A 13003-nucleotide genomic window follows, 5' to 3' on the forward strand; every position below is an offset into this window, starting at 1 on the left:
CAACAACAGTTAATCCGAACATAGCCAAACCAAAATATGAACAGCAAAATCTTGACCCTGCCGTGCTATCAAGGTCGGTAGAAGAGGGGGCAACTATGACCACAGGGCTTATTCCGTGGACAACCGCCGGTGCGTTCTACTCTGCCACCCTGGGCGTTGACGTGCTCGACTATGCACCCTATGCCTTTTTCAATTACTTAAACGGCGTTGTTGCAGTGATCATGGCCGCACTGGGGGTAGGTTTATTGAAAGGGAAAACTGCAAAACGATAAGTCAGCTTTTTTCACTTTTGTAAGTGGCTGCCGGGTTTACCCCCTTGAAGGGATAATTACGACTTTATCCCCATTAGGGATAAAGCCGCAAGAGCAGTTATGTTTTAAGCCGCTTTTGGCCTCAACCAATGCTGCGCCAGCATGCCGACAATCATCGCGCCTACGAACATCAGCACATCAGTTTGAAGTGAGGCGATAGCTACCACAGCAGGGCCTGGGCAAAAACCACTGATACCCCAGCCAATACCAAATGCCGCAGAGCCGAGAATTAGCTTTGCATCAATGGTTTTGCTGGTAGGAATATCAAACTTATTTGCAAATAAGGGTTTGTTGCGCTTGCGCACCCAATACATGCCAGGTGCCGCCACTAAAATAGCGCCACCCATCACAAATGCTAACGTAGCGTCCCAGTTGGCACTGAAATCTAAAAAGTTCAGCACGCGGGCAGGGTTGCTCATACCCGATATAATAAGGCCTAAACCAAATAAAAGCCCACAAATAAGCGAGGCGATAATTGCTCTCATAAGTATATGCTCCTCGGTAATTTACAGGTGTCTGATGATATTCGTGGTCACAATTGCAGCCGCCATAAAAGTAAGCGTTGCCACAATAGAACGGGGGGATAATCGAGATAAGCCTGCCACACCGTGGCCCGACGTACATCCAGAACCAAGGCGTGTACCAAAACCCACCAACAAGCCGGCCATAACCAGCCACGTTGAGCTCATTTGGGTTTGAATCTGTAAATCGCCAACAAACACCATGTAAAGCACGGCAGATAGAACAATGCCTGCTAAAAAGGCCAGTCGCCAATAGCGTTCAATGCCGTTTTGCGTTATGGCCCCTGCGGCAATACGGCCAAGCGTATACAGCAGCAATACTACTGACGAGCCAATAAGTAGCCCGCCTGCCAAACCGGCTAACGGCTCAAACGGTGTTGTAGTCCAGTTTTCCAATTTTCTCTCCTAAATCCACTCGTGCGATGCTCTAGTAAAATGATGCTATCGCGAATAAACACAGTACGAGTAGATGCCTTAGAACACTTCTACTCAACTTCTATAAAATCGATGGCAAGGTGCATCGCTAATGCACCCTCTCTATCTTTAACCAAATCATGAAGCGTAAATTGGTCAAGTTCTCTTATAAATTTATCAGCCGCGTCCTGAAGGATTGATTTCAAGCGACATGTAGGCGAGATAACACATTTGTTCGTTGGCGATGCAAAACACTCCGCCAATGCCACGTCTTCAATCGTTAACCTAAACACTTCGCCAATATTTATAAGCTTGGCTTCTTTAGCCAGTTTAATGCCGCCCCCGCGCCCCTTTGTGCCAATGATGTATCCATTGTCGATGAGCAAAGTGATGACTTTCTTCAAGTGATTAAACGATACGAAGTACGCATCTGCAATTTCACCTGTTTTTACATTCTGGTTTTTTCGTAGCGCGAGATAGATCAAAACGCGAAACGCTAAATTACTAAAAGTATTGATTTTCATAGGTATCTAAAAAAACGATTAACTCAATCTAGCAATTTTACAGCACCACAAAAATTAAATATATATTTAGAATATACTTTATTGTATATTTTGTTCTATCATATAACAAAATGAAATAAGGTGTCGATATGATTATTCTTGGCTACATCGCCGCTGTTCTAATGGGAATGGTTTTAGGCGTAATAGGTGGAGGGGGTTCAATCCTTACTGTTCCTATCCTCGTTTATTTAATGGGCGTAACGCCAGATATCGCCACTGGCTACTCATTGCTTATTGTGGGTGCCACAGCCGCTTACGGCGCGGTAAGGTATTTCAAGGAAGGTTTAGTTGACGTTAAAGCGTCTATTTTATTTGCAGTGCCTTCTATCATTGCCGTTTATCTGACACGGGCATTTTTAATGCCTGCCATTCCCGAAACCATTTCCTTTCAATCGCTCACTATAGATAAGAATCTAGGCATCATGGTTCTGTTCGCCATGCTGATGCTGGCCTCGGCTGCCATGATGTTAAAAAAGGCTTACAGCAAATCAGCACCAGCAGCACAGGTAATTGAGAACAAACAACCCAACGTAGGGCTGATAGTCATTGAAGGCGCCGTAGTTGGTGTTGTTACCGGCATACTCGGCGCGGGCGGGGGCTTTCTTATTATACCTGCCTTAGTACTTATTTTAGGCATGCCCATGAAAAACGCGGTGGGCGCGTCGCTATTCATTATCGCCTTAAAGTCGTTGCTTGGCTTTATTGGTGACCTACAAACCGGAATTCAATTGGAGATGCCTTTGCTGCCGCTTATGCTGGTAGCCACGTTTATTGGGATGGCTGTCTCCACGAAGGTGGCGGGAAAACTAGACGGTGCAGCTTTGCAGAAGTTCTTTGCATTTTTCACTCTAGTTATTGCCGTTTTCATCATGACCAAAGAACTTCTCTAGGAGAACATCTATGAACGTTGAAACATTTTACGATAACAAAACGGCCACGTTTACTTATGTGCTATTCGACCCTGCTTCCAAAGAGTGTGGCGTGATAGATTCGGTTGCCGATTACGATATCTTTTCGGGACGGGCGTCAATGGAAAGCGCCGACAAAGTTATCGACTTCGTCAATCAAAACCAGCTTAAGAACAAGTGGATTTTAGAAACCCATGTGCACGCCGACCATATTACCGCAGCGCACTATTTAAAGTCTAAGATTGGCGGCAAAATTGGTATTGGCTCAGGTATTAAAACGGTGCTAGATACCTGGCTAGACGTATTTGAAACGGCGAACGACACACCAAGGGATGGCAGTCAGTTCGATGTGCTGTTCGAAGAAGGTGACACCTTCAATATCGGTGAATATGAAGTAAAAGTATGGCATACGCCGGGGCATACGCCAGCCTGCGCAAGCTTCTTGGTAGACGGCAAAATATTTGTAGGCGACACCATGTTCGCCCCTAACTTAGGAACGGCGCGCTGCGACTTCCCGGGTGGCAGTGCCGAGCAACTTTACAATACCATTCAGCGCTTCTTCACTCTGCCTGACGACACCACCGTTTATCTTGGTCACGACTATCCTAAAGAAGGTGCAGCTCCGCTATCAACGGTATCGATCAAAGAAGCGAAAGAAACAAATAAGCAAATTCGCCCAGAAGTAACCCTTCAGGAATATGTTGAAAAGCGCGAGGCAAGAGATGCAACCCTTGCGGTACCCAAGTTACTTTTGCCTGCTATACAAGCAAACCTTCGAAACGGCCAGTTTGGCGCAACATCTGAAGGCGGCAAGCAGTTCATAAAAATTCCTGTGAATGCTATTTGAGGGTGAAATTATGCAATATGCCAATGTAACACAACAGCTATCTGTCTGCCCTCAAATATCAGTAGACGATATAGAAGCAATAAAAGCAGCAGGGTTCAAATCTATTATTTGTAACCGCCCTGACGGTGAAGGCGCAGACCAGCCCACTTTTGCTGAAATAGAAGCAAAAGCATCTTCACTGGGTTTACCTTGCGTATATCAGCCTGTAGTGAGCGGTAAAGTAACTCAGCAAGACGCAATAACGTTTGAAGCGAACCTACAAAAATTAGAAGGCCCCGTATTTGCTTACTGCCGAACCGGCACTCGCTCCATTACGCTATGGGCCATGACCGCAACCAAAACTCTTTCTTATGAAGAGGTACTCGGCTTATCACAGAAAGCAGGCTATGACTTGAGCGGGGTAGTCCGTCGCCTAAAAAACGGCGGTGAGACACCTAACGACCATGCCGATCACTCTCATGCGGTAGTGATTGTAGGGGCGGGTGCGGGTGGTGTTGCAGTTGCTTCTAGTTTGAAATCGCGATGCCCAGATTTAGATATTGCCATAGTAGAGCCTAACGAAGTGCACTACTACCAGCCAGGCTGGACGCTAGTAGGCGGGGGCGTATTCAACGCCAACGATACTGTGCGCACTGTGGCATCTATCATTCCTAATAATGTTAAATGGATAAAAGCTGGCGTAGCCGCCTTTGCGCCAAAAGAAAATATGATAGTGGTAGACGGCTGCCGCACAATTAAGTACGAACACTTAGTGGTTTGCCCTGGCATTAAGCTAGATTGGAACAAAATAGAGGGTTTGAGCGAAACGTTAGGTGAAAATGGCGTTACTTCAAACTACCGATTTGACCTGGCACCTTATACATGGGAACTAGTTAAGAACCTTAAAAAAGGAAAAGCGGTTTTTTCACAGCCACCTATGCCTATAAAATGTGCCGGAGCGCCGCAAAAAGCCATGTATATGTCGTGCGACCATTGGTTCAAAGAAGGTGTGCTAGATAATATTAACGTTGAGTTCTACAACACGGGCGCCGTACTTTTTGGTGTAAAAGAGTACGTGCCAGCACTTATGGAATACGTCAAAAAATACCACGCATCGCTTAACTTCGAACACCAGCTGGTGAAGGTTGATGGCAAGGGAAAAGTAGCTTCATTTAAGAAGGTGGCAGACCCAGACGCCCCGCTTGTTGAAACTGAGTTCGACATGCTGCACGCGGTTCCGCCCCAGTCCCCGCCAGATTTTATCAAAGTCAGCCCCCTTGTTGATGGCAATGGCTGGATTGATGTCGACCAATCAACGTTACAGCATAAGTCGTTTGAAAATATCTTTGCCCTTGGCGACGCAATAAATGCGCCTAATGCTAAAACCGCCGCGGCGGCGCGCATGCAAGCCCCAGTGGTCGCTAACAACTTACTTTACGAGCGTGGTGTGCAAACAGATAAAGCCATCTACAACGGTTATGGCAGCTGCCCGCTTACTGTAGAGCGAGGTAAAGTGATATTGGCCGAATTTGGCTACGGCGGCAAAATCCTTAACAGCATGCCGGCTTGGGTATTGGATGGCACGAAACCGTCGCGCCTAGCATGGTATTTAAAAGAAAAGTTGCTTCCTCCTATTTATTGGGAAGGCATGCTAAAAGGCAGAGAGTGGCTGGCTAAGCCCGAAACTCAGCACGTGAATAAATAACGTATGGTCTACATGAAAACGCTTTAGCCCAACTGATTTGGGCTAAAGTACTTACGTGCAAACTCTTCGTTAATAATCTTTTTTAAAACTCTTTGTGAACAACGCGCAAGCGCGCTAAAAAATCATTGCCCACCTTATTTCACACTATTCTGTTAAACTATTTTAAAAGATTGCCCGTTTAAAGCTTCATTGCATAATGGCATCGATAAAAAGTAAAACAAAGGATCGTGTATGAGCAGTAATACCCGAGATGCGGCCTCGCCGAAGGTCTCTCCTGAACAGGAAACCGCGTTTAGCGTAATAGACAAGCCAACCTTTTTTGGCTCTCTTATTCTTCTTCTGTCTGTCACTCTTCCCCTTATCATTTGGCCCGACCAGGGCGCACAATGGGTGGCAGCTGCTAAAGACTTCGTTACCAGTAAACTTGGCGTGTTGTACCTTCTACTTGGTGTGGGCGCTGGTGGCTTCATGGTGTACATCATGTTCAGCGATATCGGCCAAATAAAACTGGGCGAGCCTGAAGAAAAGCCTGAGTTCTCGCCCGTGTCCTGGGCTGCTATGCTGTTTTGTGCCGGTATTGGGGCGTCTATCTTATACTGGTCCATGATTGAGTGGGTGTACTACTACCAAGCGCCCCCGTTTCACATAGAAGGCGAAACCCCTGAAGCCGCCAAATGGGCCGCGGCCTACGGCATATTCCACTGGGGGCCGTTGGCCTGGGCTATCTACCTTATTCCTGCGGTACCCATTGCTTACTTCTACTACGTACGTAATCACAGCGTACTTAAAATCTCCGAAGCCCTTATGCCGGTAATAGGCGAGAAAATGGCTCACGGCTGGCTAGGTAAAATTATCGATATCAGCTTTATCTTCGGCATGCTAGGCGGCGGGGCCACCACGTTAGGCTTGGCGGCACCTATGATAAACGAAGGGGTACACGAGCTATTCGGGGTACCTAAATCGCTAACTACGCAGGTGGTGGTGCTAATAACCTGTACCGCCATATTCGGCTACAGCGCGTATGTTGGCCTTAAAAAAGGCATTAAGCTGCTGTCAGACATTAACTTTTGGCTGGCAGTTGGGTTGTTGCTGTTTATATTTATAGTGGGCCCAACCTTATTTATGGCTAACACAGGGTTAGATGCCCTGGGCCGTGTAATGAGCAACATCATTAAAATGGCCACATGGTTAGAACCCTTCGCCGAATTCAACGGTTTTGAAAACACCCACTTCCCACAAGACTGGACCATATTTTATTGGGCGTGGTGGCTGGTATTTGCACCAAGCGTTGGGCTTTTTATTGCGCGTATATCAAGGGGGCGTACCATCCGAACTATGGTGGCAGGCTCTATGTTTTTCGGCACTATGGGCTGCTTCTTATTCTTCATGGTAATGGGAAATTACGGCCTTTATCTACAGCTATCAGGCGAACTAGACGTAGTCACCATACTTAACCAACAAAGCCCAACCGCGGCCATTTTTGCCATGCTGCACACACTGCCAATGGATTACGTGGTTATATTTGTATTCACCTTATTGGCGCTAATATTTACCGCCACTACGTTTGACTCTATTTCGTACATTCTGGCGGCCGTAGTGCAAAAAGAAGTAGACGAAGAGCCACTTCGCTGGAACCGCTTGTTCTGGGCCTTTGCGCTATCTTTCATGCCTATTGTGCTTATGTTTATAGGCGGGTTAGAAAAACTTCAAACCGCATCAATAATAGGGGGCGTACCGCTATTAGCTGTGGCCTTAATGCTGTGTATCGCCATAGTAAGGGCGGCTAATTACGACATGCGCTATCAGCCCGACTATTCCGTGAAAGAAATCAACATCGAGGAATTTCCAGACGACGACCCATGGAGCGAAGAAGGTACATGGGATCTTGATGAAGAAGGCGAGGAAGAAGTGCCAATAGCGGCTAAACCTAAACCTCGTGAACCGAAAGATCACATAGAAGGCGACCCGCACAGCAGGCCGTCGCGGTTGTAGTTTTTAGCGATTCGTTTAAAAAGCAAAGCCTGCAGCAAGAGCTGCAGGCTCAGTTTGAATTTCTTGGCTAGTTACTTCGTTAAGTTCTTTAGAGAGCTATTCCATTTGCAGCCAAAGCCAGTGCATTCACCAGAAAGCATTACAATCATGCCGCGTTTAATGCGCTCTACGCTATCACTTTCTACTTTAATGTAAGACTTACTGTTAAAAACATTGTCTTTGTCGACCATTTCGCCCGAAGCAATCTTCACTAACTCACCATCAATTTCTTGGTAAATAGCAACGGCAGCTTCTTCTTTCGCACCATGTAAACGGCCTAAGTTTGTTTCGAAGTATATTTCACCTTCGGCCTTTTTAGCTCCGGTGATCATACCTTGCGAGCTTACATACTTGCTCAGCGTGATATAGTCATCGTCCCCTTTTACCAATAGGTCAGCAATAGCGCCCTTAATTGCGCCATTTATCATGCTTGTCTCGTCACATTTTTTGCTTGGTGGGTTTTCTTTTGAGCCGCTTTCTCTGCCAGTTAGGTTTACCGAAATAATCTGTTTCATCGAAGGCAACGCGCGAATTTGAACATTTCCTTTCACTTTGCCTGTGTAGTCGCACTCGGCTGGGTAACGGATGGTTTCTCCGTCTTTGTTTTTGCGTGAGTCTGCTTTCTCGTATTCACTACTCCAAGAATAGTCTGTGATTGTCGGAATGATCAAAAACTTTGCTTCTACAGGCCCTTGGTAGGCTTCGTAGGTTTCTGATAAGTTTTCTTTTAACTGAATTTCATCAATGAAGCGTTGTGCTAGCTGACGGTCTATAACTTCGGAACCACTCTCGTTAACAAACGCAGTCATATTGTCTACAAACATACTTTGAATGAATGACGGTACATCGCTTTTTACGCCTGGTGCAACTAAAAGCTTATTGCTTTGAACGTTGGCTGCATCAATGGGTGCGCCGGGCAATGCTGGTATATTAAAATCAGGGTAAGTTGGCAAGGCCGTTGGGGCAGTAGAGCCGCACGCAGTGATGGTAAGTGCAGCGGCTAAACTAGTTAAGTAGTGTGCTTTTCTCATTCTCTCAGTACCTTTAGATTTTTATTTTAGTTTCACGCGTTGCAGTAACGCTTGCTCTGCTCTAGCAACAGACTCACTGCTAGATTTGAAAGAGGCGCCTTTTACTTTGAAGGAATCTTTAAACTGCAACGATTCCCTTTCATCAAAAACAAGGATTTCAGCGGTTAAAATGGTGAAGTGCGTCTTTTTAAACATTGAAGATTTGGCTTTTATATTTAACTGCACGCTCCCCGTGTTCTCACCTTTACTAACCACGTCAAATCCTTGCTTTTTCAACAGCGCTTTCGTTGAATTTTTTAGTGCGCTAGTTACAGGCTGCGAGAAGGTTAGGGTGTAACGGTTACGCATTTTGCAGCGTTTGTAAGTGCGGTCGAAAGTGTTAATGGTGCGGTTAAACTGAGTTTCAGCGCCCTCTTCGCTGCCAATGCCTATGTATGCTGGTATTAACTCGTTAAGCAGTGTTCTTTTATTTTCTTCATTACTTAACGTATAAAAGCACGAAGGCGAGTAATGATTCTCAAATTCTTCAAGAACAAACTGTAAGTCACTGTTTATGGTATCTAGTTGATGTTTTATAGCGCGTTTAACTTGCTCTCGTTCAACCCGTACCAGAACCTGCCAGAGATTATCCTTTTGGTCAGAATCAATGACCTCTACATTGGGTAGCTCTATACCTCGGCTCTCAGCTATTACTTGTGACTGGGCATCAACTTGAGTTCTATTAGAGTGTTTTGTTTGGTTGATTTTGGTGCTTACGTTTACCCTTGTAGCCAGTTTCATCACAATATCTGCCATGGCCGCTTTTTGCGAGAGGTCGTAGCTGGTGTCGGTACCTATGCCATAAATATATTTTTCTGAATCTGGCGGTAATTCAACGGCCGCTGCGGAAGATACAGCAAACAGCAAAAGGTAAAGTAGTTGTCGCATTATCAAACCTCGGCGCTAAATGTGTTGTGAAAAGTACGCTTTACTGCCTAATACTTTCTCTAAATAGCGTTGCGTTTCAGTGTGTGTTTTACTTTTTATAACGTGCATCACTTGCTCTGGCGTCATCTGATTAATTTTCTCAATAGCTGCCATCCTGCCGCGCTTACCATTGTTGAATGCTTTTGAGAGGTTGCCTATGCCAGTATTATAAGCGGCTATAGCGCAGTACAAGCGGCTGGTGGGGTTTTCAACTTCTTTAAGATAACGCGTCATTAAAATATTGAAATATGCGCTGCCATATTCAATATTGCGTTCGCTGTCATACAGCTCTTCAGGCGTTGGCTTTTTATCACTGGAATATACTTGCTTATTCACATCTGCGCCTGCGGTGGCGGGGACGATTTGCATTAACCCGTAAGCGGGGGTATGTGATTTGGCCAGAGGGTTAAAGTGGCTTTCGGTTTCCATTACTGCCAGCAGGGTATCTTCGGCTACTTGCCAACGTGAAGACTGTTGTGAAACGGCATTTAAAAAATCAGCTGCTTTTTCGTAACGCGCCCGCTGCAGTTGTATTTTATAAGAACGCGTGTTTTTGGCTGTTGCGTCAACCTTTGCTTCTGATACTTCATTAAGTTGTGTAGTGAGCGTCGCCACTGTTTTTGTGGCTTGTTCTTTTGTTTGCTTCGGCACATCTTCTCTGGAAGCAAACTGTTCGACTTCTTTTATCTGCTTCTCTAAGCGAGCTTTCGTTCGTTGTGTAACTAATGCAGCCTGCTTTTCTACGGGTATCGCCTTTGCAGCAACTATCGATTTTGCTAAATCAGCATCACTTTTTATTCCCAATGCGTTAAGCAAGGTAGGCGCTGTGCTTTTATAGTTTTTTAGCGTGGGAATGTGTGCTTTTTTCGCAGAGCTACCGGCTAAAATGACAAACTCAGGGTTTACTTCTTTTGCTTCAGATGCTGACAACTTTAGCGTACTTTCAATCGCAGCTTTGACTAAAACGTTCTGTTCCTGTTCATTAAGTGTGTTGAATTCGTCGTCACGAATACTCACCTCAATAGTGTCTTTTTCGAAATCGGCAATGACTTTTATATTATTATCGTTTGAATATGCCACGTACTCAGTGGTTGAACTCAGCTCAGCTACGCCCCACTTTTCGATTAACTTTTCTTTAAATTCTTCATACCGCTGGGAGTAATCGTTAGCAAAGCGTTCGTACCTCTCTTTATGCTTTTCCTTATAGGCATCAAACTTTGACTGTTGCGCCACTGAAGGTGCGCTTAATAGCATCGATGCAATAACTGCCTTCTTTAACGCTCTGCTTTGCAACATGGCAAGTATGTCCTTATTTCTTGTAATACAAAGAGTATTCAAAATTGGTTAAAACCGAGTCGGCAATGACTGATAGATCATTTTCACCTGCGCCGTAAAAGTTATTTATGGCTTTCGTAGTTAACTGCCTCACTTTTGTTAACGCCTCTGATGATGTCTCATCCATATTTAAGGTGTTGTAGATATCTCTCAGCTCTTCACTGGGCAGTTGTACCTCGACACCGTAGCTGATAGCACCAAAGTAGTTGTTAACGAATAACTTTTCTTTACCAAGTTCTTCTTTTACTAATAGGTATTCAATATTGTTGAAATCTAGCGTGAAATCTTCAAAAGTGCCGTAGTTATCGGCAATGCTAGTTTTGTCGTCGCTTGCGGTCTTTGTGAGGAGACTATGCGGCACAAAGTCATCAATTAGGCTTGTGATGGTGTATGCACTTACACGGTTTTCTTCTACTATCAGCGTTAGTATGTATTTTTCTTTTAGGTAATAAGCAAAGCTGATTTCATCATTGTATTTACTGGTTTTGATTAACTGCGGCTCGCCAATAAGGTTTTTTATATAGCGTAAATTACTGCCTACATTTATACGATCTAATGCCTGATATTCGTATTGATGCGTGAAGTTAGAAAGAGTAAGTCGCCAGGCTTCAACAATAACGTCTTTAGTGTCTCCCCACTGACCTAAAGCCATAAGACCAAGAGCACCAGCTACAAAGTATTCATAGACTGATTTTTTGCGACCAGGCGCTGTGTCAGCCTCATCTGAACTTCTCTGATTTTCACTCATCACTTAAATCCGTTCTACAGCTGATTTTCCGACTTTAAAAAGTTCAGATAAAGTAATGTTTCATCTTCTGGACTTAACTTAGTAGGAGCACTATTGATAACGCGTTCAAATAATCTCTTTGCGTTGTCTTCAGAAACAGTGACCAATGCACACACATTTTTCTGTTGACCCATTTGAGCGTAATCGACCTTGGTTACTTTCGAGCCCTGAAGCGCTTGATTTACGAACTGGGTAGTAGTGGTAGAAAAGTCAGTGTTAGTGGTACTGCTACTAGCACTAGATACCGTTTGTGCATATTGTTCTTGTAGAGAAGATACGCGAGCATCTAATTGGGCCGCCAACTCAGTACGCGCCATAGTAGCAGCCTGAGTTTTATCCATAGAAAAGCTGTTTGATGCTGCTACACAAGATGAGGCTGCTAAACCAGATTCTACTGTCGGGGTTGTTACCCAAGAGGGCAGGGTCATCCCCATATCTGTAGCATTTGTTTTTGGTGTTGAGCTACAACCTGCTGCTAAAGCAAGCGTAGTAGATAAAGCGATTAACTGAAGGTTGCGTTTAAGCACTATTAACTCCATTTACATTTGCGGACAGGAACACCGCGTTCAAATCCATTTGATTGCATATTGGCTATATTAGCGCCATTTAATTTAAATTACAGAGAAAAATTTGGGCATAACGGTTATTTTTCATAATTAGGTATAGAAAAATATACCTTTCGAGAGGTGTTGCTCTCTCCGTAACAAACTTTTAATAATGTAACTTTCGAAGTTAGCGCTAATCCACCAACTGTCGCAACGCCTTGATACTGTTACGTTGCAATGCGGGCAGCTAATTACAACATGCGCTATCAGCTAGACTATTCAGTGAAAGAAATCAATATCTCACTTTCACATAAAGTTCGCTGTGTTAACGTAGCCAAGATTAAAAGCACCCAAATAGCATTAACTATTCGAACAAGTAGCAGTATGTCAGTAAAGAATTATCAAAAATTCTACCAGCCCTTAAACGCAGTACATTCGGCTGACTTTAACCGCTGTATTTACTGTGGCTGCGAGGCGGCCCGCCAAGACTTTATTCCGCCTATAAAATTCATTCACGACTGGCAAAGCGGACATCTACAGGCCGACTTTATTTCCGTACCCTCATGCAACGAATGCTTCGACCTGCTAAAAAACGAAAATAACGCCACGCTAGAACCCAGAATTACCGTGTTAAAAAAGCTATTGGCGGAAAAGTACAAAAAGGCCATTAGGGTTTATAACCACTGGAGTATGGAAGAAATAGAAGAAATGGATGCCGCATTTCAAATAAGCCTAAAAGGCGGCATGCGATTAGGTAAAGAAACCCTTTCACGCCTTCAATTTGCTGGGTTCGACTATGAAGTAAACGGCAGCATAACGAGGGTGGCAAGACCACAGCGCGACGGGTTCAAAGTATTCGATGAAGAGTTTAGCAGCTTTAGAGAAGCGCTAGCCTTTGCCAGCGCTACCTACAAAATAAAGAAAAGCCGGCTAAGCCAGCTTTATTTCGATAATGATGAAAGCTTTGATAGGGCGATTGAGGCTTTTCATGGGTTGGTTGAAGACCATAAATCAAAAGCTGATTGATGGCATTGCGCTCCAGAATCAGCGGTTCGAACCC

The 13003-nt window shown here is 44.6% G+C and carries 14 protein-coding genes; 6 read left to right on the plus strand and 8 right to left on the minus strand.

Annotated features, from left to right (window positions below):
• Nucleotides 1–272, plus strand: a 272-nt coding sequence (locus tag ACX5KA_RS12400) for a Na+/H+ antiporter NhaC family protein (RefSeq protein WP_458731287.1), incomplete at its 5' end; no start/stop codon positions are given.
• Nucleotides 273–376: 104 nt separating this feature from the next.
• Here ACX5KA_RS12400 and ACX5KA_RS12405 read toward each other — a convergent pair.
• From ACX5KA_RS12405 to ACX5KA_RS12415, 3 genes are all read right to left on the minus strand, one after another.
• Nucleotides 377–796, minus strand: a complete 420-nt coding sequence (locus tag ACX5KA_RS12405) for a DUF6691 family protein (RefSeq protein WP_458731288.1) — start codon at nt 794–796, stop codon at nt 377–379.
• Between the two features lie 21 nt (nt 797–817).
• On the minus strand, nt 818–1228 hold the full coding sequence (locus tag ACX5KA_RS12410) for a YeeE/YedE family protein (RefSeq protein WP_458731289.1): 411 nt from the start codon (nt 1226–1228) through the stop codon (nt 818–820).
• Between the two features lie 89 nt (nt 1229–1317).
• Nucleotides 1318–1770 carry an RrF2 family transcriptional regulator gene (locus ACX5KA_RS12415; protein ID WP_333971245.1) on the minus strand — a complete coding sequence of 151 codons (453 nt, stop codon included), beginning with the start codon at nt 1768–1770 and terminating at the stop codon, nt 1318–1320.
• A 128-nt stretch (nt 1771–1898) separates the two neighbouring features.
• Here ACX5KA_RS12415 and ACX5KA_RS12420 point away from each other — a divergent pair, with 128 nt between their 5' ends.
• The 4 genes from ACX5KA_RS12420 to ACX5KA_RS12435 all read left to right on the plus strand — a co-directional run bounded on the left by ACX5KA_RS12420 (nt 1899) and on the right by ACX5KA_RS12435 (nt 7240).
• A complete protein-coding gene (locus ACX5KA_RS12420) occupies nt 1899–2699 on the plus strand; it encodes a sulfite exporter TauE/SafE family protein (RefSeq protein ID WP_458731290.1) in 801 nt (266 codons plus the stop codon).
• Nucleotides 2700–2709: 10 nt separating this feature from the next.
• Complete coding sequence (locus ACX5KA_RS12425; RefSeq protein ID WP_039222450.1) at nt 2710–3564, plus strand: MBL fold metallo-hydrolase; 855 nt, start codon at nt 2710–2712, stop codon at nt 3562–3564.
• 10 nt (nt 3565–3574) lie between these two features.
• The gene (locus tag ACX5KA_RS12430; protein WP_458731291.1) at nt 3575–5248 is read left to right on the plus strand and encodes a bifunctional protein tyrosine phosphatase family protein/NAD(P)/FAD-dependent oxidoreductase; all 1674 of its coding nucleotides are present in this window, start codon (nt 3575–3577) and stop codon (nt 5246–5248) included.
• 231 nt (nt 5249–5479) lie between these two features.
• Nucleotides 5480–7240, plus strand: coding sequence for a BCCT family transporter (locus ACX5KA_RS12435; RefSeq protein WP_458731292.1), 1761 nt, complete (start codon nt 5480–5482; stop codon nt 7238–7240).
• A gap of 71 nt (nt 7241–7311) precedes the next feature.
• Here the strand turns inward: ACX5KA_RS12435 and ACX5KA_RS12440 are convergent, their stop codons facing one another.
• The 5 genes from ACX5KA_RS12440 to ACX5KA_RS12460 are packed head-to-tail and all read right to left on the minus strand — an operon-like array spanning nt 7312 to nt 11925.
• Nucleotides 7312–8310 carry a hypothetical protein gene (locus tag ACX5KA_RS12440; RefSeq protein ID WP_458731293.1) on the minus strand — a complete coding sequence of 333 codons (999 nt, stop codon included), beginning with the start codon at nt 8308–8310 and terminating at the stop codon, nt 7312–7314.
• Between the two features lie 21 nt (nt 8311–8331).
• A complete protein-coding gene (locus ACX5KA_RS12445) occupies nt 8332–9237 on the minus strand; it encodes a hypothetical protein (RefSeq protein ID WP_458731294.1) in 906 nt (301 codons plus the stop codon).
• A 15-nt stretch (nt 9238–9252) separates the two neighbouring features.
• Nucleotides 9253–10572 carry a transglycosylase SLT domain-containing protein gene (locus ACX5KA_RS12450; RefSeq protein ID WP_458731295.1) on the minus strand — a complete coding sequence of 440 codons (1320 nt, stop codon included), beginning with the start codon at nt 10570–10572 and terminating at the stop codon, nt 9253–9255.
• 13 nt (nt 10573–10585) lie between these two features.
• Nucleotides 10586–11359, minus strand: coding sequence for an ETEC_3214 domain-containing protein (locus ACX5KA_RS12455; RefSeq protein WP_458731296.1), 774 nt, complete (start codon nt 11357–11359; stop codon nt 10586–10588).
• A gap of 14 nt (nt 11360–11373) precedes the next feature.
• Nucleotides 11374–11925, minus strand: coding sequence for a hypothetical protein (locus ACX5KA_RS12460; RefSeq protein WP_458731297.1), 552 nt, complete (start codon nt 11923–11925; stop codon nt 11374–11376).
• 402 nt (nt 11926–12327) lie between these two features.
• On the opposite strand from ACX5KA_RS12460, the gene ACX5KA_RS12465 reads away from it, so the two are divergent.
• Nucleotides 12328–12969: a hypothetical protein gene (locus tag ACX5KA_RS12465; protein WP_458731298.1), complete on the plus strand. Its 642-nt coding sequence runs from the start codon at nt 12328–12330 to the stop codon at nt 12967–12969.
• Nucleotides 12970–13003 lie beyond the last annotated feature (34 nt).

The organism is Alteromonas alvinellae (assembly GCF_902705805.1).